General features: G+C 66.4%; 24 protein-coding genes and 1 pseudogene. 7 read left to right on the top strand and 18 right to left on the bottom strand.

The window, feature by feature from the left end; genetic code table 11:
- Positions 1–204: 204 nt before the first annotated feature.
- From MRS60_RS16005 to MRS60_RS15995, 3 genes are all read left to right on the top strand, one after another.
- Positions 205–876, top strand: a complete 672-nt coding sequence (locus MRS60_RS16005; RefSeq protein ID WP_200882387.1) for a CsgG/HfaB family protein — start codon at positions 205–207, stop codon at positions 874–876.
- Between the two features lie 66 nt (positions 877–942).
- Positions 943–1,386, top strand: coding sequence for a DUF4810 domain-containing protein (locus tag MRS60_RS16000; RefSeq protein WP_034179248.1), 444 nt, complete (start codon positions 943–945; stop codon positions 1,384–1,386).
- A 10-nt stretch (positions 1,387–1,396) separates the two neighbouring features.
- Positions 1,397–2,062 carry a DUF799 domain-containing protein gene (locus MRS60_RS15995; protein WP_034179247.1) on the top strand — a complete coding sequence of 222 codons (666 nt, stop codon included), beginning with the start codon at positions 1,397–1,399 and terminating at the stop codon, positions 2,060–2,062.
- Between the two features lie 123 nt (positions 2,063–2,185).
- Here MRS60_RS15995 and MRS60_RS15990 read toward each other — a convergent pair whose 3' ends face one another.
- The 11 genes from MRS60_RS15990 to MRS60_RS15940 all read right to left on the bottom strand — a co-directional run bounded on the left by MRS60_RS15990 (position 2,186) and on the right by MRS60_RS15940 (position 15,099).
- Entirely contained in the window at positions 2,186–3,487 is a 1,302-nt protein-coding gene (locus MRS60_RS15990; RefSeq protein ID WP_243564983.1) for an NAD(P)/FAD-dependent oxidoreductase, read from the bottom strand.
- A gap of 25 nt (positions 3,488–3,512) precedes the next feature.
- A complete protein-coding gene (locus tag MRS60_RS15985; protein ID WP_243564982.1) occupies positions 3,513–4,817 on the bottom strand; it encodes an NAD(P)/FAD-dependent oxidoreductase in 1,305 nt (434 codons plus the stop codon).
- Between the two features lie 112 nt (positions 4,818–4,929).
- The gene (locus tag MRS60_RS15980) at positions 4,930–6,504 is read right to left on the bottom strand and encodes a DUF3138 family protein (RefSeq protein WP_034179244.1); all 1,575 of its coding nucleotides are present in this window, start codon (positions 6,502–6,504) and stop codon (positions 4,930–4,932) included.
- Positions 6,505–6,605: 101 nt separating this feature from the next.
- Entirely contained in the window at positions 6,606–7,445 is an 840-nt protein-coding gene (locus tag MRS60_RS15975) for an ABC transporter permease subunit (RefSeq protein WP_034179243.1), read from the bottom strand.
- Positions 7,442–8,428: an ABC transporter permease subunit gene (locus MRS60_RS15970; protein WP_243564981.1), complete on the bottom strand. Its 987-nt coding sequence runs from the start codon at positions 8,426–8,428 to the stop codon at positions 7,442–7,444. The genes MRS60_RS15975 and MRS60_RS15970 overlap by 4 nt, the downstream gene beginning before the upstream one ends.
- Positions 8,429–8,438: 10 nt before the next feature.
- Positions 8,439–9,593: an ABC transporter ATP-binding protein gene (locus MRS60_RS15965; protein ID WP_034179241.1), complete on the bottom strand. Its 1,155-nt coding sequence runs from the start codon at positions 9,591–9,593 to the stop codon at positions 8,439–8,441.
- A 188-nt stretch (positions 9,594–9,781) separates the two neighbouring features.
- A complete protein-coding gene (locus tag MRS60_RS15960; RefSeq protein WP_034179240.1) occupies positions 9,782–10,897 on the bottom strand; it encodes a polyamine ABC transporter substrate-binding protein in 1,116 nt (371 codons plus the stop codon).
- A 61-nt stretch (positions 10,898–10,958) separates the two neighbouring features.
- Positions 10,959–12,392 (bottom strand): aspartate aminotransferase family protein, encoded by a 1,434-nt coding sequence (locus MRS60_RS15955; RefSeq protein ID WP_243564980.1) that lies wholly within the window; start codon positions 12,390–12,392, stop codon positions 10,959–10,961.
- Between the two features lie 38 nt (positions 12,393–12,430).
- A complete protein-coding gene (locus tag MRS60_RS15950; protein WP_034179238.1) occupies positions 12,431–13,768 on the bottom strand; it encodes a glutamine synthetase family protein in 1,338 nt (445 codons plus the stop codon).
- Positions 13,769–13,796: 28 nt separating this feature from the next.
- On the bottom strand, positions 13,797–14,582 hold the full coding sequence (locus MRS60_RS15945) for a gamma-glutamyl-gamma-aminobutyrate hydrolase family protein (protein ID WP_243564979.1): 786 nt from the start codon (positions 14,580–14,582) through the stop codon (positions 13,797–13,799).
- A gap of 292 nt (positions 14,583–14,874) precedes the next feature.
- Entirely contained in the window at positions 14,875–15,099 is a 225-nt protein-coding gene (locus MRS60_RS15940; protein ID WP_072437498.1) for a hypothetical protein, read from the bottom strand.
- Positions 15,100–15,512: 413 nt separating this feature from the next.
- On the opposite strand from MRS60_RS15940, the gene MRS60_RS15935 reads away from it, so the two are divergent.
- Together MRS60_RS15935 and MRS60_RS15930 are read left to right on the top strand one after the other, a co-directional pair.
- Entirely contained in the window at positions 15,513–16,064 is a 552-nt protein-coding gene (locus tag MRS60_RS15935; protein ID WP_034179449.1) for a cupin domain-containing protein, read from the top strand.
- An 83-nt stretch (positions 16,065–16,147) separates the two neighbouring features.
- Entirely contained in the window at positions 16,148–17,638 is a 1,491-nt protein-coding gene (locus MRS60_RS15930) for an aldehyde dehydrogenase (RefSeq protein WP_034179236.1), read from the top strand.
- A gap of 49 nt (positions 17,639–17,687) precedes the next feature.
- On the opposite strand, the gene MRS60_RS15925 is transcribed toward MRS60_RS15930, so the two are convergent.
- Positions 17,688–17,888, bottom strand: a complete 201-nt coding sequence (locus MRS60_RS15925; RefSeq protein WP_021162112.1) for a heavy-metal-associated domain-containing protein — start codon at positions 17,886–17,888, stop codon at positions 17,688–17,690.
- Positions 17,889–18,235: 347 nt separating this feature from the next.
- On the opposite strand from MRS60_RS15925, the gene MRS60_RS15920 reads away from it, so the two are divergent.
- Together MRS60_RS15920 and MRS60_RS15915 are read left to right on the top strand one after the other, a co-directional pair.
- Positions 18,236–18,568: a cupredoxin domain-containing protein gene (locus MRS60_RS15920; protein WP_034179235.1), complete on the top strand. Its 333-nt coding sequence runs from the start codon at positions 18,236–18,238 to the stop codon at positions 18,566–18,568.
- Between the two features lie 12 nt (positions 18,569–18,580).
- Positions 18,581–19,417 (top strand): FTR1 family iron permease, encoded by an 837-nt coding sequence (locus MRS60_RS15915; protein ID WP_243564978.1) that lies wholly within the window; start codon positions 18,581–18,583, stop codon positions 19,415–19,417.
- A gap of 91 nt (positions 19,418–19,508) precedes the next feature.
- Here the strand turns inward: MRS60_RS15915 and MRS60_RS15910 are convergent, their stop codons facing one another.
- The 6 genes and pseudogenes from MRS60_RS15910 to glmU all read right to left on the bottom strand — a co-directional run bounded on the left by MRS60_RS15910 (position 19,509) and on the right by glmU (position 24,341).
- Positions 19,509–19,727 carry a hypothetical protein gene (locus tag MRS60_RS15910; RefSeq protein ID WP_034179233.1) on the bottom strand — a complete coding sequence of 73 codons (219 nt, stop codon included), beginning with the start codon at positions 19,725–19,727 and terminating at the stop codon, positions 19,509–19,511.
- On the bottom strand, positions 19,727–20,206 hold the full coding sequence (locus MRS60_RS15905; RefSeq protein ID WP_243565627.1) for a hypothetical protein: 480 nt from the start codon (positions 20,204–20,206) through the stop codon (positions 19,727–19,729). The genes MRS60_RS15910 and MRS60_RS15905 overlap by 1 nt, the downstream gene beginning before the upstream one ends.
- Positions 20,207–20,298: 92 nt before the next feature.
- The gene (locus tag MRS60_RS15900; protein ID WP_243565626.1) at positions 20,299–20,619 is read right to left on the bottom strand and encodes a helix-turn-helix domain-containing protein; all 321 of its coding nucleotides are present in this window, start codon (positions 20,617–20,619) and stop codon (positions 20,299–20,301) included.
- Positions 20,615–20,977, bottom strand: a pseudogene (locus MRS60_RS15895) (type II toxin-antitoxin system RelE/ParE family toxin); the annotation flags it as partial. The pseudogene MRS60_RS15895 and the gene MRS60_RS15900, both read right to left, overlap by 5 nt.
- Before the next feature lie 130 nt (positions 20,978–21,107).
- Positions 21,108–22,925, bottom strand: a complete 1,818-nt coding sequence (glmS, locus tag MRS60_RS15890; RefSeq protein ID WP_105389554.1) for a glutamine--fructose-6-phosphate transaminase (isomerizing) — start codon at positions 22,923–22,925, stop codon at positions 21,108–21,110.
- Positions 22,926–22,979: 54 nt separating this feature from the next.
- On the bottom strand, positions 22,980–24,341 hold the full coding sequence (gene glmU / locus MRS60_RS15885) for a bifunctional UDP-N-acetylglucosamine diphosphorylase/glucosamine-1-phosphate N-acetyltransferase GlmU (RefSeq protein WP_243564977.1): 1,362 nt from the start codon (positions 24,339–24,341) through the stop codon (positions 22,980–22,982).
- Positions 24,342–24,405: the final 64 nt, after the last annotated feature.

Raw genomic sequence — 24,405 nt, 5'->3', positions numbered from 1 at the left:
CGGGCGCGCACGCGCATGTCGCGTGTTCTGCCGCCTTTCCGCTTTTCGCCGCAACACGCCTGTTGCGCGCACCTTTCCTTCGAATGTCGTAGTCGCCAGTCCGGCGATGAATCAGGCCGCGCGTGCGTCGCATCGATGCGCGCACGTCCGCACCGACACGCCCGCTCCGGGCAATCTTTCCACGCAAGGAGACCAGCAGTGAAAATCCAGACACGACGCACCGTACTCGTGGCGGCAGCGGTTGTCGCAGCGCTGTCCGGCTGCGCGACCGAATCGTCGCGCACGCTCGACGTGCCGGCCGTGAGCAGCGCGCAGAAGCCTTATGCGGGCAAGCCCGTTGCGATCGCGGTCGGCAAGTTCGACAACCGCTCGAGCTACATGCGCGGCATCTTCTCCGACGGCATCGACCGCCTCGGCGGACAGGCGAAGACAATTCTCGTCACGCGCCTGCAGCAGAGCCGGCGCTTCAACGTGCTCGATCGCGAGAACCTCGACGAGATCAAGCAGGAAGCCGGCTTCATGAAGAAGGCGCAGGCGGTGAAGGGCGCGAACTACGTGGTGACGGGCGACGTGACCGAATTCGGCCGCAAGGACGTCGGCGATCACCAGCTGTTCGGCATCCTCGGCCGCGGCAAGACGCAGGTCGCGTACGCGAAGGTCAACCTGAACATCGTCGACACGACGACGTCGGAAGTCGTCGCGTCGAGCCAGGGCGCGGGCGAGTTCAGCCTGTCGAACCGCGAGGTGATCGGCTTCGGCGGCACGGCCGGCTACGACTCGACGCTCAACGGCAAGGTGCTCGACCTCGCGATCCAGGAGGCCGTGAACCATCTCGCCGAACAGGTCGACGCCGGTGCGCTGAAGACCGCGAAGTAAGCGCTGCAGGCGCCGGGGCCGGCGCCGCATGCGATCGATTCACCACGACATCAAAGAGAAAAGACCATGAAACGGGGTAACTGGCTGCCGGCGACGGCCGCCGCATTGCTGCTCGCCGGCTGCGCGAGCTCCACGCCGCCGCTCTATCAGTGGACGGGCTACCAGCCGCAAGTGTACGAATACTTCAAGGGGCAGAAGTCGCCGCAGGAGCAGATCGACGCGCTTGAAAAGGCGTTGCAGGACATCCGCGGCAAGGGCCATACGCCGCCGCCGGGCTTCCATGCGCATCTCGGGATGCTGTACGCGAGCGTCGGCAACGAGCAGCAGGCCGAGCAGGAACTGCAGGCCGAGAAGCAGCTGTTCCCGGAATCGTCGACCTTCATGGATTTCCTGCTGAAGAAGAAAGCCGGCGCAGCGAAGCCCGCGGATCAGAAGGCTGCCGGGCAGAGCGCCGCCGGCCAGACGATCGCCGGCCAGAAGAACGCCGATTCGAATTCCGCCAAACAGTGACGTGCCCGCCATGTTCAAGACACTCTCATTCAAGCTGATGTCCGTGCTGTCGATCGTCGCGCTGCTGAGCGCGTGCGCACAGCCGGTGAAACGACCCGACTACACGGCGTTCAAGAAGAGCCAGCCGCGCTCGATCCTCGTGCTGCCGCCGATCAACGAGACCTCCGACGTCGCGGCCACCTACGGGGTGCTGTCGCAAATGACGCTGCCGCTCGCCGAGTCCGGCTATTACGTGGTGCCGGTCGCGGTGATGGACGAGACGTTCAAGCAGAACGGCCTGACCAACGCGGCCGAGATCCAGGGAACGCCGCCCGCGAAGCTGCGCGAGATCTTCGGTGCGGACGCCGCGCTGTATTCGAAGGTCTCGCAGTACGGCACCGTGTACCGGATTCTCGCGAGCGCAACGGTCGTGTCCGCGTCGGCGAAGCTCGTCGACCTGCGCACGGGCGACGTGCTGTGGCAGGGCCGGGCGAGCGCGAGCAGCGACGAGGGCGGCAACAACGGCGGCGGCGGCCTGATCGGCATGCTCGTGGTGGCCGCGGTCAAGCAGATCGCGAACACGCTGATGGATCAGAGTCACGACATCGCCGCGTTCACGAGCAACCGGCTGTTGTCGGCCGGGCCGCCGAACGGGTTGCTGTATGGGCCGCATTCGCCGAAGTACGGCACCGACTGATCGACGCAGGCTGCCCGCTGCATAGGGGCACGGAAACGAAGCGGCCGCGCACGTAACGTGCGCGGCCGTTTTGCGTCGATGCGGCCGGAAAAATGCGAAAAGCGGCCGGCGCCGCGCAGCGGCTCAATGCACGCCGAACGCGTCGAGCAGCCGGTACCAGCTCATCGCGAGCACCAGCGCCGGCGTGCGCAGTGCCGCGCCGCCGGGGAAGTCGCGATGCCGGATCTTGCCGAACAGGTCGAAGCGGCTCGCCTGTCCGTCGATCGCCTCGGCGATCAGCTTGCCCGCGAGCGCGGTCGTGTTCACGCCGTGCCCCGAAAATCCCTGCGCGAAGTACATCGTCGGCGCGACGCGGCCGAAGTGCGGTGCGCGGTTCATCGTGATGTCGACGAAGCCGCCCCATGCGTAGTCGACCTTTACGTCCGCGAGCTGCGGGAACGTCTTCAGCATGTCCGCGCGCATCGCGGCCGCGAGATCGCGCGGCTCTCGTGTCGAATAGCTGACCTTGCCGCCCCACACGAGCCGCGTGTCGGGTGCCGGCCGGAAATAGTCGAGCACGAAGCGGCTGTCGCAGATCGCCGCGCGCGCGGGCATCAGTGCGGCGGCGCGCGCTTCGCCGAGCGGTTCCGTTGCGATCACGTAGGTGCCGACCGGCATGATCTTCTTCGACAGCGCGGGCGCGAGCGTGCCGACGTAGGTATTGCATGCGAGCACGACGAAACGCGCGCGAACGTTGCCGCCGCTCGTCTCGACGACGTGGCCGCCCGCGACGTCGCGCACGCGCGTCACACAACTGTCCTCGTGGATGCGCACGCCTGCGCCGGTCGCCGCACGGGCGAGGCCGAGCGTGTAGTTGAGCGGATGCAGGTGGCCGCTGTCCGGGTCGTACAGGCCGCCGCAATAGCGGGCGGACTGCACGTAGTCGCCGAGTTCGTCGGCTTCGACGAAATGGAAGCGGTCGTAGCCGAAGCGCTTCGCGGCGTCGTCGCGCCAGCGCTTCAGCGCATCGGCGTCGCGCCCGGTGTTCGCGGCGGTCAGGTAGCCGGGCATCAGCGCGCAGTCGATGTCGTGCTGCGCGATGCGCGACTTCACGAGCGACAGCGTTTCGAGCCCCATGTCCCAGATGCGCTTCACGTCGCCTTCCGGCATGAATTGCCCGAACGTGTCGATGTCGCATGCAAAGCCGCCGATCAACTGGCCGCCGTTGCGGCCGCTCGCCGCCCATCCGACCCGCGACGCTTCGAGCACGGTCACCGAGTGGCCGCGCTCGGCGAGGTTGAGCGCGGCGGACAGGCCCGTGAGGCCCGCGCCGATCACGCACACGTCGGCGTCGGTCGTGCCGGCGAGCGGCGCGTGGCGGGTCGTATCGTTGGCGGTCGCCGCGTAGTAGGACGCGACGTGCGGCTGGTTGGCGAAAATCTGCATGATCAGGAGAACGGAGAAAGAGGGCTCAGAACAGCTCGCGCACGCGGTGGTACAGCATCCCGAGTTCGAGCGCGGGCTGCCGCCATGCGTCTCCGCCGGGGAAGCGCCGGTGGCGTATGCGCGCGAACAGGTCGAACGCGCGCGTGTCGCCCGCGATCGCGCCGGCGACCGCGCGTCCGGCGATGCCGGTGAGCGCGACGCCGTGCCCGCTGAAACCCTGCACGTAGTAGAAGTTCGGATCGAGCGCGCCGAAATCCGGCGCGCGGTTGCGCGTGACGTCGACGAAGCCGCCCCACGCGTGGTCGACGCGCACGTCGCCGAGCTGCGGGAACACGCCGACCATCCGTTGCCGGATCGTTTCGGCGAGCGTCGCGGGCGACGCGCCGGCCGAATTCGCACGGCCGCCGAACAGCATCCGGTGGTCGGCCGACAGCCGGAAATAGTCGAGGAAGAAGTTGTTGTCGCACACGGCTTCGCGCCGCGCGATCAGTGCGTCGGCGCGTGTCTGGCCGAGCGGCTCGGTCGCGATGATGTACGACGCGATCGGCGCGATGCGCGCGGCGGTCGCGGCCGGCAGCACGCCGCCGGGGCCCGCGTTGCAGCACGACACGACGTAGCGGCAGCGCACCTCGCCCGACGGCGTGCGCACGACGGGCCGCGCACCGCGCACGATGTCGAGCGCGGGCGTGTGCGCATACAGCGCGACGCCTTCGCGGCGTGCGGCATCGGCGAGGCCCAGGCAATACTTGAGCGGATGCAGGTGGCCCGACAGCGGATCGTGCACGCCGGCCAGGTAACGCGTCGACGCGATGCGCGCGCGGATCTCGCCGGTGTCGAGCCACGCGAGCGACGGATGGCCCCAGCGCGACGTCGCGGCGTCCATCCACGCGCGCAGGTCGTCGATGCGGCGCGGCTTCGTCGCAACCGTCAGGTAGCCGCGCGTGAAGTCGCAGTCGATCCCGTAGCGCGCGATCCGCTCGGCGATCAGCGCGACGCCGTCGAGCGACAGCGCCCACGCGGCGCGCGCGCCGTCGGTGCCGAGCTGCCGCTCGATCTCCTCGTCCTTCGCGAAGCCGGTGATCGCCTGGCCGCCGTTGCGGCCCGATGCGCCCCAGCCGGGCCGGTGCGCATCGATCACGGCGACCGACAACCCGCGCGCCCGGCAGTCGAGCGCCGTCGACAGGCCCGCGAAGCCGGCGCCGATCACGCAGACGTCGACGTCGATCGTGTCGTCGAGCGAAGGATCGTCGATCACGGGCCGCGTGACCGTCGCTTCGTAGTACGAGTCGCGCGCGAGTGCATCGGCGCGGCGGGTGAAAGACTGCGTCATCAAATCGACTCCCTCTTTACGACCGGCGGACGGTGCGCGACGCACCTCGATCCGGCCGGCAAAAACGGCGCGGGACGCCGTGCGCGCGGCACGGCGTCCCGCGTGTGCTGCGTCAGAACGAATAGATGAACTGCGTCGCGAGCAGGTCGTTGGACTTGCCGTACGAACCGTCGTTGCGCAGGAACACCTTGTTGTTCGCCCAGTCGTGCCGGTATTCGACCTTCACGGTGATCTGCTGGGTCGGATAGAACAGCAGGTCGAGCGCGACGTCCTGGCGCACGGCCCCCTTGCACTCGAAGCCCAGGCCGCCACCGGCCTTCGACATCGCGAGGCAGTCCGCATCGATGCCGAAGCCGTTGGATGTATCCATACCTTGACCGTTCAGCGCGATACCGCCGCCGCCGCCGCCGTTCTTCGTGTTGGCGAGCAGGTCGTAGCGCAGCGTCACGCCCATGCGGCCGACCACCGGCGCGTTGAACTTGCGGTGCGCGAGCAGCGACAGGCCGTACCACTGCGCGAGCCCGCCGTTGAACGCCGCATGCTGCTGCCGGCCGTAGTCGACTTCGGCGTTGTACTGAATATCGGCAAGCGTGTAGGTCGCGTCGAGTTCGCCGAAGAAGAACGAACCGTATGCGCTCGGTGCCGCACCGCCCGGGCCGTAGTGGACGACGCCCTGATCGTCGATCGCGCTCGCCAGCGTCTGCCGCCCGATGTTGAACGACCCGCCGATATCGAGCGCGCTCGACCACGTGTAGTCCGCGCGCGCGGTGAAGGTCGGCACCTTGTTGCTGGTGCTGATCGGATCGCCGAGCGCGTTGGTGCCCGTCTGCGTGACCGAACCGTACGTGCGGTACTGCTCGTTGCCGAGGAAGAACTTCCACGCCCAGTTGCCCTTCGTGTAGTTCGCGCCGACACCGACGTAGCTGCCCGGATCCGAGAAATCGTACAGCAGGTTGTGCGTGAGCGTGAGCATCTGGTTCGACTGCTGCACCTCGTAGCCGCCGAAGCTCGGGATCAGGCCGGCGACCAGCGTCGTGGTGGCGGTGATCGGCACGTTGATGACCGCCGTGTTCAGCAGGTTGTCGGTGATCGAGCCGCGCGAATTCTGCAGCAGCGTGATGCCGTTGCCGCGGTTCGGCATCAGCGTGATCTCGGCCGACGGCGCCATCGGGCCGACGCCGAACGTCTTCTTGATGTCGAGGTAGAGATCGCCGAACGTGCTGTTGAAGTAGTTGTACGCGTTCTCGTGGTTCGCGAACAGGAACGACGACGTGCCGGCCGCGCGGTTGTAGATGTAGGTCGGATCGATGTAGCCCGTCACCGACAGGCCGGCGAGCGGGCCCGTGCTGGCCGCGTCGGTCAGCGAGTCGACCTTCAGCTGCTGGTTCGCGATCTGCTGCTTCATGTCGCTGACCTCGTCGTTGGTCAGTGTGGCCTGCGCCTTGCCGTAGTCCGGCGAGCCCGGATCGACGGCCGCCGCAACCGGCGCCGCGCCGGTCTTCGCACCGGCTTGCGCGACAGCGGCGCCGCCCGGTTTCGCGGCGAGCTGCGCCTGCATGGCCTTCATCTGTTTCTGCAGCGCCGCGACCTGCGCCTGCAGCGCCTTGATCTCGGCGGATGTCGAGTCGGCCAGCGCGATGCCCGGCAACGCGCCGGCCACCAGCAGGCAGATCAGTTTCTTCTTCATTGCGGATTCTCCTTGTCGTGCGCCAGTCAAAGTGCGATCGGTTCGCGCGCCGCAGGGCGCGGCGCGCGGGTCTTGTTATCGATGAAAAGAAAAGGGGAGGCTCACGCCACCGCGAACGCCGCCTTCATGTCGGCCACGCGGCGCCGTTCGCGCGCGATCATCATCCGGTTCACGACGATCACGCCGATCGTCACGGCCGTGATGAACAGCGTCGCCAGTGCATTCATTTCCGGGTTCAGCCCGAGCCGCACGCGCGAGAACACCACCAGCGGCAGCGTCGTCGAACCCGGCCCCGACAGGAACGCCGACAGCACCAGGTCGTCGATCGACAGCGTGAACGACAGCAGCCAGCCCGACAGCAGCGCCTGCGAGATCAGCGGCAGCGTCACCACGAAGAACACTTTCAGCGGCGTCGCACCCAGATCGAGCGCGGCCTCTTCCAGCGACTTGTTCATCTCCTTCACGCGCGACTGCACGATGATCGCCACGTACGACACGCACAGCATCACGTGGCCGATCCAGATCGTCACCATCCCGCGGCCCTTCGGCCAGCCGAACATCTGCTCCAGCGCAACGAACAGCAGCAGCAGCGAGATGCCCTGGATCACTTCCGGAATCACCAGCGGCGCGTTGATCATCCCCGTGTACAGCGTGAAGCCCCTGAAGCGGCCGAAGCGCGCGAGCACGAAACCTGCCCACGTGCCGATCACGACCGACGCGGTGGCCGTCAAGAGGCCGATCTTCAGCGACAGCCACGCGGCGCTCAGCAGCTCGTCGTCCTGCCACAGCGATGCGTACCACTTCAGCGAGAAGCCCGACCACACCGTCACCAGCTTCGACTCGTTGAACGAGTACACGACCAGGCTGATGATCGGGATGTACAGGAACAGGAAGCCGAAGGCGAGAACGCCCGTCGACAGCGGTTTGCTCGGCTTGATCATTTCGCGTCCTCCAGTTCCTTGACCTGGTAGTACTGGAACAGCGCCATCGGCACCAGCAGCAGCATCACCATCGCGACCGTCACCGCGGACGCCATCGGCCAGTCCATGTTGTTGAAGAATTCATCCCACATCACGCGGCCGATCATCAGCGTGTCGGCGCCGCCGAGCAGCTCCGGAATCACGTACTCGCCGACCGCCGGGATGAACACCAGCAGGCTGCCTGCGATGATCCCGTTCTTCGACAGCGGCAGCGTGATCCGCGTGAATGCGACCCACGGTTTGGCACCCAGGTCGTACGCGGCTTCGAGCAGCGTGAGGTCCATCTTCACGAGGTGCGCGTACAGCGGCATCACCATGAACGGCAGGTACGAATAGACCATCCCGATGTAGACGCCAGCATCGCTGTGGTACAGCCGCAGCGGCGTGTGGATGATGCCGAGCGCGATCAGCGTGTGGTTCAGCAGGCCGTCATCCTTCAGGATGCCGATCCATGCGTAAACGCGGATCAGGAACGACGTCCAGAACGGCAGCATCACGGCCATCATCAGCACGTTGCGCCGGTTCGGCTCGGCGCGCGCGATGTAGTACGCCATCGGATAACCGATCAGCAGGCACAGCACCGTCGACACGGCGGCCATCTTCAGCGAGCTGAGGTAGGTCGCGATGTACAGGTCGTCCTTCAGCAGGAACGCATAGTGCGACAGCTGCAGCGCGAAGTGCACGACGCCGTCCTTGAACTCGACGAGCGACGTGTACGGCGGAATGCCCATCACCTGATCGGCGAAGCTGATCTTCAGCACCAGCACGAACGGCAGCGCGAAGAAGACCGCGAGCCACAGGAACGGCACGCCGATCGCGACGCTGCGGCCCGACGGCAGGAAGCGCGACAGCGCGGCGAAGCGGCCCGGACGCGACCGGCCGGCGCTGGTGCTCGCGGCGCAGGTCGACACCGGCGCGGACGGAGTGGAAGCGGAGGTTCTCATCGTGTCGTCCTCATTGCGTCAGCACGACGCCGCTGGCCGGCGACCACGACACGAACACGTCGTCGTTCCAGGAGGGCGCACTGTCGGTCATCAGGTGCGAGCTCGACAGATTCGACACGACCGTCTTGCCGCTCGGCAAGCGCACGTGATACAGCGAGTAGCTGCCCATGTATGCGATATCGGTGACGACGCCGCGCGCCCAGTTGTGCTTCGAACCCGGTTTGTCGCGCGATACGTGCACGCGCTCCGGGCGCACCGAGATGCCGACCGGCATCCCGAGCGGGCCGGTCACGCCGTGGCTCACGTACATGCGTGCTTCCAGGTCGTCGCTTTCGACGAAGATGTGATCGGGCTCGTCCTCGACGACACGCCCTTCGAACAGGTTCGTCGAGCCGATGAATTCGGCCGAGAAGCGGCTGTTCGGGAATTCGTACACTTCGCCGGGCGAGCCGATCTGTACGATCCTGCCTTCGCTCATCACCGCGAGGCGGCTCGCCATCGTCATCGCCTCTTCCTGGTCGTGCGTGACCATCACGCAGGTCACGTCGACCTTCTCGATGATGTTCACGAGTTCGAGCTGGGTCTTCTGGCGGATCTTCTTGTCGAGCGCGGACATCGGCTCGTCGAGCAGCAGCAGCTTCGGGCGCTTGACCAGCGAGCGCGCGAGCGCGACGCGCTGCTGCTGGCCGCCGGAAAGCTGGTGCGGCTTGCGCTTCGCGTACTTGCTCATCTGCACGAGCGCGAGCGCGTCGGCCACGCGCTCCTTGATCTCGTTCTTCGGCGTGCCTTCCTGCTTCAGGCCGAACGCGACGTTCGATTCGACCGTCATGTGCGGGAACAGCGCGTACGACTGGAACATCATGTTCACCGGGCGGCGGTACGGCGGCAGCGACGCGAGGTCTTCGCCGTCGACGAAGATCTTGCCGGAGGTCGCCGTTTCCAGCCCGGCGAGCATGCGCAGCAGCGTCGACTTGCCGCAGCCCGAGCTGCCGAGCAGTGCGAACAATTCGTTCTTCGCGATCGTCAGGTTCACGTTGTCGACGGCCGTGCTGTCGCCGAATTTCTTCACGACGTTTTCGATGCGTACGAAGGCGTCGTTTTGCGTACGGGCCGCGGCGGCCGGTTGAATCTGTCGTGCAGCAGCGGAAGAGGGTATCGATTGCATGGGAGTCACCATTCGTTCTTCACGGATTGCAGGCGTGAGCGTCCCCGCACGAGGCGCGCAACGCGACTCGCGGACAACGGCTCGTGCCGGATGGAACAGTGCGCGCGGCGCGCGCGGGCGGACGGAGGTCCGCGTATCTCAGGCGCGCAGGCGTGGAGCGATGCCTGCGCCGCCGTGATGCACGGCGATCAGTGGCCGGTTTTCAGCTGCGCCCACAGACGGTTCTCGAGGCGCAGGATGTCGGCCGGCATCGGCTTCATCAGCACCATCTTCTTCAGCACGTCTTCAGGCGGATAGACGGTCGGGTCCTGCGCGACGGCCGGCGTGACGAACTGGTGCGCGGCCTTGTTCGCGGTCGGGTAGAACACCGTGTTGGTGATCGCCGCGTTGACCTTCGCGTCGGAGACGTAGTTGATCCACTTCAGCGCGGCCTCGGGGTGCGGCGCATCCTTCGGGATCACCATCACGTCGAACCACAGCAGACCGCCTTCCTTCGGGTTCGAGAACTTGATGTCGTACGAGCGCTTCGCTTCCGACGAGCGGCGGTGCGCGATGCCGATGTCGCCCGACCAGCCGAGCGCGACGCACACGTCGTTGTTCGCGAGGTCGTTGATGTAGCCGGACGAGTTGAACTGGGTGATGTACGGGCGGACTTTCTTCAGGACTTCGAATGCAGCCTGGTAGTCGCCGGGGTTCTTGCTGTTCGGATCCTTGCCCATGTACTGCAGCGTGGCGGCGAACACGTCGACGGCCTGGTCGAGGAACGATACGCCGCAGCCCTTCAGCTTCGCCATGTTGGCCGGATCGAACACCAGTGCCCAGCTGTCGACGGGCGCGTTGTCGCCGAGCGCTTTCTTCACTGCCTGCACGTTGTAGCCGATGCCGTCCGTGCCGTAGGCCCAGGGGACGCCGTACTGGTTGCCCGGATCGGCGTCGGAGATCATCTTCATCAGCAGCGGGTCGAGGTTCGCGAGGTTCGGGATCTTCGACTTGTCGAGCTTCTGGTACACGCCGGCCTGGATCTGCTTGGCCATGTAGTTCGACGTCGGCACGACGATGTCGTAGCCCGAACTGCCGGCAAGCAGCTTCGCCTGCAGCGTATCGTCGCTGTCGTAGTTGTCGTACTTGACGTGGATGCCCGTCTGCTTCTGGAAGTTCGGGATCGTGTCCGGTGCGATGTAGTCGGACCAGTTGTAGACATTCAGCTCGTCGGCACGCGCCGACGGGCTGGCGACCGACGTGAACGCTGCCGCGGCGGCGAGGGCGGCAACGGAACAGGCTTGGCGAAGAAAGCAGGCACGCATGGTGGAGTTCCCCTGGTTATGGCAGCGTGCGGCGCCCGCCGCACGCCTGTAGGCAAGGCCGTTACGAAATACCCAGTTGCTGGGCGGTTGCATCGACGGCCTTCTTCGCCTTCGACACGAGTTCATCGATTTCCTGACGCGAGATCACGAGCGGCGGCGACAGCAGCATCCGGTCGCCGGTCGCACGCATGATCAGGTTGCCGTTGAAGCAGAAGTCGCGGCAGATCGTGCCGACGTCGCCGCCGTTCGCGAAGCGGCGGCGTTCGGCCGGCGCTTCGGCGAGCTGCAGGCTCGCGACGAGGCCGTGACCGTGCACTTCGCCGACGATCGGGTGACGCGCGAAGGTTTCGCGCATCAGCGCCTGGAAGTACGGGCCCGTGTCGCTCTTCACGCGCTCGACGATCCCTTCGTCGCGCAGCAGCTTCAGGTTCGCGACCGCGACGGCCGCGGCCACCGGATGGCCCGAGTACGTGAGGCCGTGGTTGAATTCGCCGTTGTCGATGATCGGGCGTGCAACACGCTCGTGAATGCCGACCGCGCCCATCGGCACATAACCCGACGTGAGGCCCTTCGCCATCGTGATCAGGTCCGGCTCGAAGCCGAAGTGCTGGTGTGCGAACCATTCGCCGGTGCGGCCGAAGCCGCCGATCACTTCGTCGGCCGCCAGCAGGATGTCGTACTTGCGGCAGATCCGCTGGATTTCCGGCCAGTACGTCGACGGCGGGAAGATCACGCCGCCCGCGCCCTGGAACGGCTCGCCGATGAACGCCGCGACGTTCTCCGCGCCGAGTTCGAGAATCTTCGCTTCGAGCTGCTGCGCACGCGCGAGGCCGAACGCCTCGAGCGTTTCGCCCGGCTGTGCTTCGCCGAAGAAATACGGCTGGTCGATGTGCACGATGTGCTCGACCTTCGACGGCATCTGCTCGTGCATGTAGCCCATGCCGCCGAGCGTGGCGCCCGCGATCGTCGAGCCGTGGTAGCCGTTCTTGCGCGAGATCACGTACTTCTTCTGCGGCTTGCCCTGCACGCGCCAGTACTGGTGCACGAGGCGCAGCACGGTGTCGTTGCCTTCCGAGCCGCTGTTGCAGTAGAAGAAGTGGTTGAAGCCGGCGGGCGTCACTTCCGCGAGCATTGCCGACAGTTCGATCACCGGCGGGTGCGTCGTCTTGAAGAAGGTGTTGTAGAACGGCAGTTCCTGCAGCTGGCGATACGCGGCGTCGGCGAGTTCCTTGCGGCCGTAGCCGACGTTCACGCACCAGAGGCCGGCCATCCCGTCGATGACCTTGTTGCCGTCCGAGTCCCACAGGTAGACGCCGTCGGCCTTCACGATCACGCGGCTGCCCGCGCGGTTCAGCGCGCCCATGTCCGAGAACGGGTGGATGTGGTGCGCGGCGTCGAGCGCGCGGTATTCGGCGGTCGAGCGTGCCTGCGTCGCGCGCGGCGCGGCGGCCGGCGCGGCCGGCTGGATCCAGGCAGATTCGTTGCGGTAAGTCATGTTTCCTCCGTGATTCCGTATGGCGGTTGTGCGCGCGCTTAGACGTGCAGCAGCAGATGGCGGCGTTCCCACGAGCTGATCACGCGGAAGAACGCTTCGTATTCGGTTTCCTTCAGCGCGAAATACGCCTTCAGGAACTTGTGGCCGAGGATCTCGCCGAGCGGCTCGCACGCGGCCATCAGCGTCAGCCCTTCCTCGAGGTTGCGCGGCAGCTGGTACGGCAGGTCGTAGCCGTCGCTGACGAGCGGCTCGGTCGGCTCCAGGCGCTGCGTCATGCCGAGGTAGCCGGCCGCGAGCGTCGCGGCGAGCGCGAGATACGGGTTGCAGTCGACGCCCGGGATGCGGTTCTCGATGCGGCGCGCCGACGGGCCCGAGTGCGGGATGCGGAAGCCGACCGTGCGGTTGTCGTAGCCCCACTGCACGTTGATCGGCGCGGCCATGAAGCGCGACAGCCGGCGATACGAGTTGATGTATGGCGCGAAGATCGGCATCAGCGCCGGCGTGTACTTCTGCAGCCCCGCGAGGTAGTTGTAGAACATCGACGTCGCGCCGCCGGTTTCCTGCGACGTGAACAGGTTCTGGCCCGTTTCCTCGTCGACGATGCTCTGGTGCACGTGCATCGCCGAACCCGGCTCGTCTTCCATCGGCTTGGCCATGAACGTCGCGTACATGTTGTGACGCAGCGCGGCCTCGCGCACCGTGCGCTTGAACAGGAACACCTGGTCGGCCAGCGACAGCGCGTCGCCGTGCATGAAGTTGATCTCCATCTGCGCGGCGCCGACTTCGTGGATCAGCGTGTCGATGTCGAGGTTCTGTGCTTCGCAGTACTCGTAGATGTCCTCGAACAGCGGATCGAACTCGTTGACGGCCTCGATCGAATACGACTGGCGGCCCGTTTCGGGGCGGCCCGTGCGGCCGACCGGTGGGCGCAGCGGCAGGTCGGGGTCCTTGTTCATGTCGACCAGATAGAACTCGAGCTCCGGTGCGACCACGGGCTTCCAGCCCTTCGCCTTGTACAGCTCGAGCACGCGGCGCAGCACGTAGCGCGGCGAGATCTCGACCGGCGAGCCGTCGAAGTGCACGCAGTCGTGGATCACCTGCGCGGTCGGATCGACGGCCCACGGGATCAGGCGGATGGTCGACTCGTCGGGCACGCACACCATGTCGGGATCGGTCACGCCGGTCAGCGAGCCGTCTTCCGGATATTCGCCGGTGACGGTCTGCACCATCACGGCCTGCGGCAGCCGCATCGACTCGCCGGACGTGAACTTGTTGCGCGGCGTGATCTTGCCGCGCGCGATGCCGGCCATGTCGGGAATGATCGCCTCGACTTCGGTGATCCGGTGTTGCTTCAGAAAACTTTCGATGTCTTGCATGTCTGTTCTCGTAAGTGGGTCGGCGCGCTCAGGCGAGCGCGGCGGCGGCCGTGGCGCGCGTGCGGGCAGTGCGGCGGACGCGGCAGGCGTCGCCGAAGGCGCGGAAGATCGCGCTCGACAGCGGATCCTGCGCATGCCGCCATTCCGGGTGCCATTGCACGGCGAGTGCGAAAGCCGGGGCATCGACGACGCTGACGGCCTCGATCAGGCCGTCCGGCGCGACGGCCTCGACGGCGAGGCCGGAGCCGAGCTGCGCGATGCCCTGCTGGTGCAGCGAGTTCACACGCACTTCATCGCGGCCGCCGGCGAGCGCATGCAGCTTGCCGCCGGGCGTCAGGTGCACGACGTGTGCGGGGCCGTATTGCGTGTCCATCGGCGCGGCGTTGTCCTCGCGGTGATCGGCGAGGCCCGGCACTTCGTGCACGCGCTGATGCAGCGTGCCGCCGTAGACGACGTTCAGCTCCTGGAAGCCGCGGCAGACGGCGAGCACCGGCACGCCTGCGGCGATCGCCGCGCGCAGCAGCGGCAGCGTCGTCGCATCGCGAGCCGGATCGTGCTTCGTGCCGGGTGCGCTCGGCTCGCCGCCGTACAGGTGCGGCTCGACGTTCGAGTAGCTGCCGGTAAACAACAAGCCGTCGACCGTGTCGAGGATGTCGTCAGCCGACTGGCGCTCGCCGAGCGCGGGCAGCACCATCGCGAGCGCCTGCGCGCCGTCGACGATCGCGGCGACATATTTGTCGCCGACCGTATGCGACGCGTGTGCGCCGATTTGCGTGTGGTCGGCGGTGATGCCGACGAGGGGTTTCCTTTCCATGACGTCACTCAGTAATCCGTAGGGCTGTGGCGTGCGTCGTTTCGGATATTGCAAAACGCAGGCGCGACACGGCCCCGCAGCCTGGCGCAGAGCGCAAGGCCGCTGGTGAATGGGCGCAGCGGGATGGCGTGGCGATCCGCGCTGCGCGCGACGATCAGGCCGTCGTTCGTTGGGTTGCGATACGTGACGCGGGCGACGCGGCAACGAATGCGCGAACGCGTTCCGTCACCGCATGGACGATGCGGTTGGCGAATCGGCAGACGAAACGAACGACGTAAAGAAAGGAGAGGCGCTACGGCAGCAGCGACGCCACTTCGTCGGTATCGACGGCGACGAATGCGCGTGCGGAAACGGCGTTGTGGCGCCGAACGGAACGACGGGACAGGATGGTGTAGATCGACAGATGCTGCAGGCGAGGACTATGCCAGCCGCAACTGCCATCGGAAGGGGACGCCGCGCTGCGCGAACTTCGCGCCACGCTTCGATCCCACCTCACCAGAGGGCCACGGACTCTCACGATTACACTCGACTGGGTTGTTGAAAGTATTGAACACCTGACCGTTTCGACGCGCTGGGCGTTTAAAATAATCAAGGCGCCGGTTACGCGTCATTTACATTGATGGGCATCAATTTTTGCGTTGCAATAACGCGTTTTGCTGCCTGTGAAAGCCAAATGACGCTGACCTGAGAGCCAGCATATACGAGCCAAAAACGGCGTCAAATGTTTTTTAACGGTCCCGTATCAGGGCTTTCCCGAGCAGTGAAAACAAAAGATTCGCAAAAGGAATAATCGGCAAGGTGTTCATTATTTCGAACGCCTTTCAGGGTTTTCCCCGCTGATGCACGGCATAAAGTGATTAGAATATTCAACGGCTGTCCACCGCGTCGTTTCACTTTGTCATCGCACTTATCGTGTCCGAAACCGAATCGATGTCCACCGAAGTCGCCGAGCGCCTGCGTTTCGTGCGCAACAAGCATGGCCTGTCGCAGCGCGAACTCGCGAAGCGCGCCGGCGTGACCAACGGCACGATCTCGCTGATCGAACAGGGCCGCGTGAGCCCGTCGGTCGGCTCGCTGAAGAAGCTGCTCGAATGCATCCCGATGAGTCTCGCGGAGTTCTTCACGTTCGAGCTCGTCGAATCGCGCACGGTCGTATCGCGTCGCGACGAGATGCCGAACCTCGGCAACGACACGCTCGCGTTTCATCTGGTCGGCGCGAGCGTGAAGGATCGCAACATGTGCATCCTGCGCGAGATCTACCAGCCGCATGCCGATACGGGGCCCGAGATGCTCGTGCACGCGGGGCACGAGGGCGGCGTCGTCGTGTCGGGCCGGCTCGAGCTGACCGTCGACGGCGCGACGTGGCTGCTCGACCCCGGAGACGGCTACTACTTCGAAAGCCGTTTGCCGCACCGTTTTCGCAATCCCAGCGCGGAACAGATCTGCGAGGTCGTCTCGGCCAATTCGCCGGCAACCTTCTGACCGCGCGTCACCGCATTCGCGGCCGGCCGCGCATGATGCGCGCGGCGCGTCGCACCGCGAATGCCACAACATAAGGCATCCTGATGAACAAGTTGACTTTGGCTGACTGGCAGGACAAGGCGGCGTCGCTCGAGATCGAAGGGCGCGCATTCATCGACGGCGCGTTGCGCGACGCGCACGGCGGCAAGACGTTCGACTGCGTGAGCCCGATCGACGGCCGCGTGCTGGCGAAGGTCGCCGAATGCGGCGAAGCCGACGTGAACGCGGCGGTGGCGGCCGCGCGCCGCGCGTTCGACGCGGGCGTGTGGGCCGGCCTGAACCCGCGTGCGCGCAAGGCAGTGCTGCTGCGCTGGGCCGCGCTGATGCACGAGCATCTCGACGAGCTGTCGCTGCTCGAGACGCTCGACGCGGGCAAGCCGATCGGCGACACGACGACGGTCGACGTGCCGGGCGCCGCATATTGCGTCGAGTGGTTTGCGGAAGCGATCGACAAGGTCGGCGGCGAAGTCGCACCGGCCGATCATCACCTCGTCGGCCTCGTCACGCGCGAGCCGGTCGGCGTGGTGGCGGCCGTCGTGCCGTGGAACTTCCCGATCCTGATGGCCGCATGGAAGTTTGGCCCCGCGCTCGCGGCCGGCAACAGCGTGGTGCTGAAGCCGTCGGAGAAATCGCCGCTGACCGCGATCCGCGTCGCGCAGCTCGCGTACGAAGCCGGCATCCCGGCAGGCGTGTTCAACGTCGTGCCGGGCGCGGGCGAACCCGGCAAGCTGCTCGCGCTGCATCGCGACGTCGACTGCATCGCGTTCACCGGCTCGACGGCGGTCGGCAAGCTGATCATGCAGTACGCCGCGCAGTCGAATCTGAAGCGCGCATGGCTCGAACTCGGCGGCAAGTCGCCGAACATCGTGCTGCCCGATTGTCCCGATCTCGATCGCGCTGCGCAGGCTGCGGCCGGCGCGATCTTCTACAACATGGGCGAGATGTGCACGGCCGGCTCGCGGCTGCTCGTGCATCGCGACATCAAGGACGTATTCATCGAGAAGCTCGTGGCGGCCGCGCGGGCTTACGTGCCCGGCAATCCGCTCGATCCGTCGGTGTCGATGGGCGCGATCGTCGACGGCATCCAGCTCGAGCGCGTGCTCGGTTATATCGAGGCGGGGCGCAGCGAAGGCAGGCTCGTCACGGGTGGTGCGCGCGTGAAGGCGGAGACGGGCGGCTTCTATGTCGAGCCGACGGTGTTCGAGGTGAAGCCCGACGCGAAGATCGCGCGCGAGGAGATCTTCGGGCCCGTGCTGTCGGTGATCGTGTTCGACGACGTCGACGAGGCCGTGCGGATCGCTAACGACACCGAATACGGGCTGGCCGCGGCCGTATGGACGTCGAACCTGACGACCGCGCACGACGTGTCGCGCCGGCTGCGCGCGGGCACGGTGTGGGTGAACTGCTACGACGAGGGCGGCGACATGAACTTCCCGTTCGGCGGCTACAAGCAGTCGGGCAACGGCCGCGACAAGTCGCTGCATGCGCTCGAGAAGTACACCGAGCTGAAGTCGACGCTGATCCGGCTGCGCTGACGCGATGCCGCGGGCGCATCGCCGTTTGGCAGTGTGCCCGCAGCCCGCGTTATGCGGTGCGCAGCGCGGGGTGGAAGCCGGCGGCTTCGATGATCGACTGCACGCGCTCGGCGCCTTGCGCCGATTCGACCTTGACGATCTTTGCCGCGACGTCGATGTCGAGCTTCGCGGCGGGATCGGCGGCCGTCACCGCGCGCGTGATTGCATTGGCGCAGCCGCCGCAGGTCATGTCCTGGACTTCGAATTCCATCGTGTTCTCCTGAGTGGACGATTGACGAACATGGCCAGCATGAAGCTTGCCATGGTGGGAAGGTCAAGCGCATTCATGCAGCCGGATGCATGCGTTGTCGCCCGGCGCGGCGAAATGATTCGTCAGGGTGAGGTCAGACAAATAGAAGGGCAGTCGCATGCGTCAGTCGGAATCTTTCCCGATTGACTCGGATGCGCGGCCGTCGCCGTGCGATGAGCGCCTTGCCTGGCAAGGCGCGGCACGCACTTGTGAAGCGCTATCTCCATAATGCCGGTAAGGGTACGCGATATGGAAATGCGAATCGATCTTAGTATCAATATTCTTCGATATTTCATTTCATTACACACATGAACCGTTTCGCACTGGGTTTCGCCGCTGTCCTGCTGGGCGCGTCGGCCGCCACCGCATTCGCCGCCGACGACGTCGTCAACCTGACGCTGAAGGACCACAAGTTTTCGCCCGATGGCGTGACGATTCCGGCCGGCAAGAAAGTGAAGTTCGTCGTGAAGAACCTCGATGCGACGCCCGCGGAATTCGAGAGCGACGACTTCAAGGCCGAGAAGGTGATTCCCGCCGGCAAGTCGGCCGAGATCCTGGTCGGGCCGCTGAAGGCCGGTACCTACGAGTTTCACGACGAGTATCACGAAGCGCAGTCGAAGACCCACCTGACCGTCAAGTAAGCGAATCCCGCCATGCTGTCTACCGCGCTGATTGTCTTTCGTGAAGTGCTCGAGGCCGCGCTGGTGGTCTCGATCGTGATGGCCGCCACGAAGGGCGTGCCGCGGCGCGGCTGGTGGGTCGGCGGCGGGCTCGTCGGCGGCGTGGTCGGCGCGGGCCTGATCGCGGCGTTCGCCGACGTGATCTCGCAGTGGGCGTCCGGCATGGGGCAGGAGGTATTCAACGCGGGCGTGATGTTCGTCGCGACGCTGATGCTGGCCTGGCACTGCATCTGGATGAGCCGGCACGGCCGCGAGATGGCGCTGCACATGGGCGAAGTCGGCCGGGCCGTCGCGGCCGGCAGCCGGCCGCTGACGGGGCTGGCGATCGTGGTCGGCGTCGCGGTGCTGCGCGAAGGCTCCGAGGCCGTGCTGTTCCTGTACGGCATCGCCGCGGGCGATCCGGGGCAGACGCCGCAGATGATCGCCGGCGGGCTGCTCGGCGTGCTCGGCGGCGCCGGGCTCGGTTATGCGATGTATGCGGGACTGCTGCAGATTCCGCTGAAGCGCCTGTTCTCCGTCACCAACGGGCTGATCGTGCTGCTGGCGGCCGGGATGGCGAGCCAGTGCGTCGGTTTCCTGCTGGCGGCCGGCCTCGTGCCGTCGTGGGGCGACGCGATCTGGGACACGTCGTGGCTGCTCAAGGAGTCGAGCATCGTCGGCAAGGCGCTGCATACGCTGATCGGCTATACCGCGCGTCCGGCGGGCATCCAGATCGCCGCGTACGTCGCGACGCTGGCGGCGATCGTCGTGCTGACGCGGCTCGTCGGTCGTCCGCAGGCGACGATGAGGCCGCCGCGGCCTGTCGTGTGAGTTTTCCGGGTTGGAACGAAAGAAGGGGCGTCCATGACGCCCCTTCTTTCGTTTGCGGCTCGCGGTCAGCCCGCGGTCGGCTGCGCGCCGGTCAGCGGTGGCTGTCGATCCACGCGCGAGCCCATTCGAGCCCGGCCTCGCGCGCGTCGTCCTCGGTGTCGAATACGCCAAGCACGCCGGACGCTTCGACGAGCTTGTTGTTCTGCGTGATCGTGCCGCTCGCCGCGAAGCGTTCGGGCTGCAGGATCTCGTCCTGCTGCAGGATCGCGTGGCCCCAGATCTGGTAGCCGAGGTAGGTTTGCGCTTCCATTATCGAGTCACCTCCGCGGAGCGGTTGTGCGTGCCGACCCGCAGCACGTTGCCATCCGGCGTGTATTGCCGCGGGATGTCGGAGAAATTGAGCGCATGCGTTTCGTCGGGGCCGGCAGGCTGCATCACCGTGAGACGGCCCGGCGCGGGCTGAGCGACGGGGCGCGGTGCGGCCGGCGCCTCGGCCGCGGCGGGCGGGCGAGGCGAGCCGGCTTTCACGGTTTGCGTGACTCGACGCTTGTGCGGCTTCGCGGCGGCTTTCGGCGTTGCGCTCGCGTGCTTCTCGGCGCTCTTGCCGGCGCGCGCGTCGGCGCTCGCGTGCGCGGCCGGTGTACGGGCTTCCGGCATACGGGCTTCCGGCGTATGCGCCGCCGGCTTCCGCGCCTCGGGCGGGTTCCAGACCTCGACGTAGTGCTCGGCGGCCCAGCCCGTCGACGCGAACGTCAGCGCCAGCAATCCGCATCCAAACAGTCTTACCATTGTCTCTCCGTCATATTCGTTGCGGCTCGCGTCGCGGTGTCCGGTGCGGACCGCGTTCGGTCGGCCGCTTATGCGCATTCGGGGAAGCCGGCTCAGGAGAACACCTCGAGCCCGTGTTTCTCGACGATCTGGAGCATCCGCGCGGCGATGCCGCTCGGCCGTTTGTCGCCCTGTTCCCATTGGCGGATCGTCGACGTCGTCGTATTCAGGTAGAGCGCGAACACGCTCTGGCTGACGTTGACGGATTTGCGGATGCGGGCGATCGCTTGCGGATCGAACTGCGGGGCGGCTTCGATGCAGAGATCGTCGTATTCGCGCATCGTCTTCTTGTCGATCAGGCTCGCACGATAGAGGCCCGACGCGGCGCTGTGGATCGCCTCCGTTGCGTCGCTCTTGAATCGACTCTTGGCCATTGCAAATCTCCACAAGCTCTTTCAGTGCGATCAGCGTCGCGATATCGGCGTCGGTGCGGCGCCCGACATCCACGGCGAGCTCTCTGAAGGCGCGCAGTTCGCGTTCGTCGATGTCGTCCCTGTCGCGTTTTGCGAACAGGAACACGAAAACCCACGCTTGCCCGACCTTGCTCAGCACGATCCCGCGCTGCCGATTCCCGTCCAGGCGCTTTTTCCAGACGTTGCCGCCGAGCTCGACGCCCTGGCCGCGCGCCAGTTCCCGCGCGGCGCGGCAGAGTTCGGCATCGGCGATTCCTGCTTTTCTGGCTGCCTTGTGAAACCACTTCGTCTTGAAGACGCGTCGTACGGAAGCAGGCATGTCGGGCCGGTCGAGTTAGCACAGGATTATATACCACTACGTGGTACATATTTCGACCTGGCCGAATGGCCTGCTTCCCACCGATACGCGGCCGGGACGGCCCGGCGGGGGCCATCCCGGTCGTCCTGCCTTACTCCACCGTCACCGATTTCGCGAGGTTCCGCGGCTTGTCGACGTCGGTGCCGCGTGCACACGCGGTGTGATATGCGAGCAGCTGCAGCGGCACGACGTGCAGGATCGGCGACAACTGCCCGTAGTGTTCCGGCATCCGGATCACGTGCAGGCCGTCGTCGTTGACGATCTGCGTATCGGCATCGGCGAACACGTACAGCTCGCCGCCGCGCGCCCGCACTTCCTGCATGTTCGACTTCAGCTTCTCGAGCAGCGTGTCGTTCGGCGCGACCGTGACGACCGGCATCGCTTCCGTGACGAGCGCAAGCGGCCCGTGCTTCAGTTCGCCGGCCGGATAGGCCTCGGCATGGATGTACGAGATTTCCTTCAGCTTCAGCGCGCCTTCGAGCGCGATCGGGTAGTGCAGCCCGCGGCCGAGGAACAGCGCGTTTTCCTTGCGCGCGAATTCCTCCGACCACGCGATGATCTGCGGCTCGAGCGCGAGCACGCTGTTCAGCGCGGCCGGCAGGTGGCGCAGCTGCTTCAGGAATTCGGCTTCCTGCGCGGCGTCCACATGCCCGCGCAGCTTGCCGAGCGTCGCGGCCAGCACGAACAGCGCGACCAGCTGCGTCGTGAACGCCTTCGTCGACGCGACGCCGATCTCGGTGCCCGCGTGCGTCAGGAACTGCATCTCGGTCAGGCGCACCATCGCGCTCGTCGCGACGTTGCAGACCGCGAGCGTATGCGTATGGCCGAGCGACTGCGCATGCTTGAGCGCCGCGAGCGTGTCGGCCGTCTCGCCCGACTGCGAGATCACGAGCACGAGCTGGCGCGGGTTCGGCACCGATTCGCGGTAGCGGTACTCGCTCGCGATCTCGACCTGGGTCGGGATCTTCGCGATCGATTCGAGCCAGTACTTCGCGGTGAGGCCCGAGTAGTAGCTCGTGCCGCACGCGAGGATCAGCAGGCTGTCGATGTCCGCGAACGCGGCGGGCGCGGCGTCGCCGAACAGCGTCGCGTCGAAGGCTTCGGTCTGCGGCACGGTATCGCCGATCGCGCGCGGCTGCTCGAAGATTTCCTTCTGCATGAAGTGGCGATACGGGCCCAGCTCGACCGCGCCGCCGTAGGCGCTGACGACGCGGATTTCGCGCTGCACGGTGGCGCCGTGGCGGTCGACGATCTTCACGCCGTCGAGCGACAGCTCGCACACGTCGCCTTCCTCGAGGAACGTGAAGCGGTCGGTGCTGCCGGCGAGCGCGAGCGCATCGGAGGCGAGGAAGTTCTCGCCGTCGCCGTGGCCGACGACGAGCGGCGAACCCTGGCGCGCGCCGACGACGGTGTGCGGCTGGTCCTTGTGGATCACGGCGATCGCATATGCGCCGTGCAGCTGCTGCACGGCTTCGCGCACCGCGTCGAACAGGTTGCCGCGATACAGGCTGTGCACGAGGTGCGCGATCACTTCGGTGTCGGTCTGCGACACGAATTCGTAGCCCTTCGCGCGCAGCGCTTCGCGCAGCGGCTCGAAGTTCTCGATGATGCCGTTGTGGACGAGCGCGAGCGCGTCCGACGAGAAGATCGGGTGCGCGTTGTGCGTGACGGGCGCGCCGTGCGTCGCCCAGCGCGTATGCGCGACGCCGGTCGTGCCTTCGAGGTGCGATTCGCGCACCTGCGCGTCGAGATCGGCGACGCGCGCGACGCTGCGCGCGCGCTTCGGCGCGCCCGGCTCGAGCACGGCGACGCCGCACGAGTCGTAGCCACGGTATTCGAGGCGCCGCAATCCTTCGATCAGCACCGGAACGATATTACGCTGCGCAACTGCGCCGACAATGCCGCACATGAATGGTCAATCCTGTAGGTCGACGCGGGCGCCATCGGGGCGCCCGCAAAGGGTTCAGCTCTTCTTCTTGACCGGGCGGACGTAGCCGCTCTTCGTCGTCTGGGTCTTCTCGTTCAATACGAGCAGGCCGTCGGCGACGTCCTTCCAGATCGTCGTGCCGGCCGCGACCGTCACGCCGCGGCCGACGCGCACGGGCGCGACGAGCTGCGTGTCGGAGCCGACGAACACGTCGTCCTCGATCACGGTGCGGAACTTGTTCGCGCCGTCGTAGTTGCAGGTGATCGTGCCCGCGCCGATGTTCACGCGCGCGCCGATGTCGGCATCGCCGATGTACGTGAGGTGGTTCGCCTTCGAGCCGTGGCCGATCACCGCGTTCTTCACCTCGACGAAGTTGCCGACGTGCGCTTCGTCCGCGAGCTGCGCGCCGGGGCGCAGCCGTGCGTATGGGCCGATCACGGTGTTCGCGCCGAGCTCGGCGCCGTCGATGTGCGTGAACGCGTCGATGCGCGTGCCGGCGCCGACCGACGCGTTGCGGATCACGCAGTTCGCGCCGATCGTCACGTTGTCGGCGAGCGTCACGTTGCCTTCGAACACGCAGTTCACGTCGATCGACACGTCGCGGCCGCAGCGCAGCGTGCCGCGCACGTCGATGCGCGCCGGATCGGCGAGCGTGACGCCGTCGACGAGCAGCGCTTCCGCGACATTGCGCTGGTGGATGCGCTCGAGCTCGGCGAGCTGCGCCTTGCTGTTCACGCCGAGCGTTTCCCATTCGTCGTCGGGCTGCGCCGTGACGACCTCGAAGCCGGCCTCGATCGCGAGCTCGACGACGTCGGTCAGGTAGTACTCGCCCTGCGCGTTTTCGTTCTTCAGCGCGCCGAGCCACATCGACAGCTGGGCCGTGGGCGTGACGATGATACCGGTGTTGATCTCGGCAATCTTCAGCTCTTCCGGCGACGCGTCCTTCTGCTCGACGATGCGCGTGACGAAGCCTGCCGCGTCGCGCACGATGCGGCCATAGCCGGTCGGATCGTCGAGCGTGACGGTCAGAATTCCGTAGCGGCCGTCGCGCGCGGCGTCGACGAGATGCCGCAGCGTCGACGCGCGGGTGAGCGGCACGTCGCCGTACAGCACGAGCGTCGGCTGCGCGGGATCGAGCAGCGGCAGCGCCTGGCGCACCGCGTGGCCGGTGCCGAGCTGCTCGGCCTGCACCGCGAACTGGACGTCGGGTGCGGCGACGGCAGCCTGGACCCGCTCGGCGCCGTGCCCGACGACGACGACGAGCCGGGACGGCTGCAGCGTGCGCGCGGTGTCGATGACGTGGGAGAGGAGCGGCCTGCCGGCCAGGGGGTGAAGCACTTTCGGCAGCGCGGAGCGCATGCGCTTGCCGGTGCCTGCCGCCAAAATCACGATATTCATGGCGCCAGCTTGTCAGAGGAGTTCGAAGCCGTCCATTTTAGCATGCGGCCCCTGTCGTTCCGGG

This window comes from Burkholderia pyrrocinia (assembly GCF_022809715.1).
Taxonomy (GTDB): domain Bacteria; phylum Pseudomonadota; class Gammaproteobacteria; order Burkholderiales; family Burkholderiaceae; genus Burkholderia; species Burkholderia pyrrocinia_C.
This window is presented reverse-complemented; position numbering and strand designations above follow the sequence as displayed.

Excerpts from the sequence above, each read along its gene's own strand:
- MRS60_RS15915 (WP_243564978.1), top strand. The coding sequence starts at position 18,581 with ATGCTGTCTACCGCGCTGATTGTCTTTCGTGAAGTGCTCGAGGCCGCG.
- glmU (WP_243564977.1), bottom strand. The coding sequence starts at position 24,341 with ATGAATATCGTGATTTTGGCGGCAGGCACCGGCAAGCGCATGCGCTCC.
- MRS60_RS15900 (WP_243565626.1), bottom strand. The coding sequence starts at position 20,619 with ATGGCCAAGAGTCGATTCAAGAGCGACGCAACGGAGGCGATCCACAGC.
- MRS60_RS16000 (WP_034179248.1), top strand. The coding sequence starts at position 943 with ATGAAACGGGGTAACTGGCTGCCGGCGACGGCCGCCGCATTGCTGCTC.
- MRS60_RS15955 (WP_243564980.1), bottom strand. The coding sequence starts at position 12,392 with ATGACTTACCGCAACGAATCTGCCTGGATCCAGCCGGCCGCGCCGGCC.
- MRS60_RS15980 (WP_034179244.1), bottom strand. The coding sequence starts at position 6,504 with ATGAAGAAGAAACTGATCTGCCTGCTGGTGGCCGGCGCGTTGCCGGGC.
- MRS60_RS15905 (WP_243565627.1), bottom strand. The coding sequence starts at position 20,206 with ATGGTAAGACTGTTTGGATGCGGATTGCTGGCGCTGACGTTCGCGTCG.
- MRS60_RS15970 (WP_243564981.1), bottom strand. The coding sequence starts at position 8,428 with ATGAGAACCTCCGCTTCCACTCCGTCCGCGCCGGTGTCGACCTGCGCC.
- MRS60_RS15950 (WP_034179238.1), bottom strand. The coding sequence starts at position 13,768 with ATGCAAGACATCGAAAGTTTTCTGAAGCAACACCGGATCACCGAAGTC.
- MRS60_RS15985 (WP_243564982.1), bottom strand. The coding sequence starts at position 4,817 with ATGACGCAGTCTTTCACCCGCCGCGCCGATGCACTCGCGCGCGACTCG.
- MRS60_RS15965 (WP_034179241.1), bottom strand. The coding sequence starts at position 9,593 with ATGCAATCGATACCCTCTTCCGCTGCTGCACGACAGATTCAACCGGCC.
- MRS60_RS15975 (WP_034179243.1), bottom strand. The coding sequence starts at position 7,445 with ATGATCAAGCCGAGCAAACCGCTGTCGACGGGCGTTCTCGCCTTCGGC.
- MRS60_RS15920 (WP_034179235.1), top strand. The coding sequence starts at position 18,236 with ATGAACCGTTTCGCACTGGGTTTCGCCGCTGTCCTGCTGGGCGCGTCG.
- MRS60_RS15945 (WP_243564979.1), bottom strand. The coding sequence starts at position 14,582 with ATGGAAAGGAAACCCCTCGTCGGCATCACCGCCGACCACACGCAAATC.
- MRS60_RS15935 (WP_034179449.1), top strand. The coding sequence starts at position 15,513 with ATGTCCACCGAAGTCGCCGAGCGCCTGCGTTTCGTGCGCAACAAGCAT.
- MRS60_RS15990 (WP_243564983.1), bottom strand. The coding sequence starts at position 3,487 with ATGCAGATTTTCGCCAACCAGCCGCACGTCGCGTCCTACTACGCGGCG.
- MRS60_RS15960 (WP_034179240.1), bottom strand. The coding sequence starts at position 10,897 with ATGCGTGCCTGCTTTCTTCGCCAAGCCTGTTCCGTTGCCGCCCTCGCC.
- MRS60_RS15925 (WP_021162112.1), bottom strand. The coding sequence starts at position 17,888 with ATGGAATTCGAAGTCCAGGACATGACCTGCGGCGGCTGCGCCAATGCA.
- glmS (WP_105389554.1), bottom strand. The coding sequence starts at position 22,925 with ATGTGCGGCATTGTCGGCGCAGTTGCGCAGCGTAATATCGTTCCGGTG.
- MRS60_RS15995 (WP_034179247.1), top strand. The coding sequence starts at position 1,397 with ATGTTCAAGACACTCTCATTCAAGCTGATGTCCGTGCTGTCGATCGTC.
- MRS60_RS15910 (WP_034179233.1), bottom strand. The coding sequence starts at position 19,727 with ATGGAAGCGCAAACCTACCTCGGCTACCAGATCTGGGGCCACGCGATC.
- MRS60_RS15930 (WP_034179236.1), top strand. The coding sequence starts at position 16,148 with ATGAACAAGTTGACTTTGGCTGACTGGCAGGACAAGGCGGCGTCGCTC.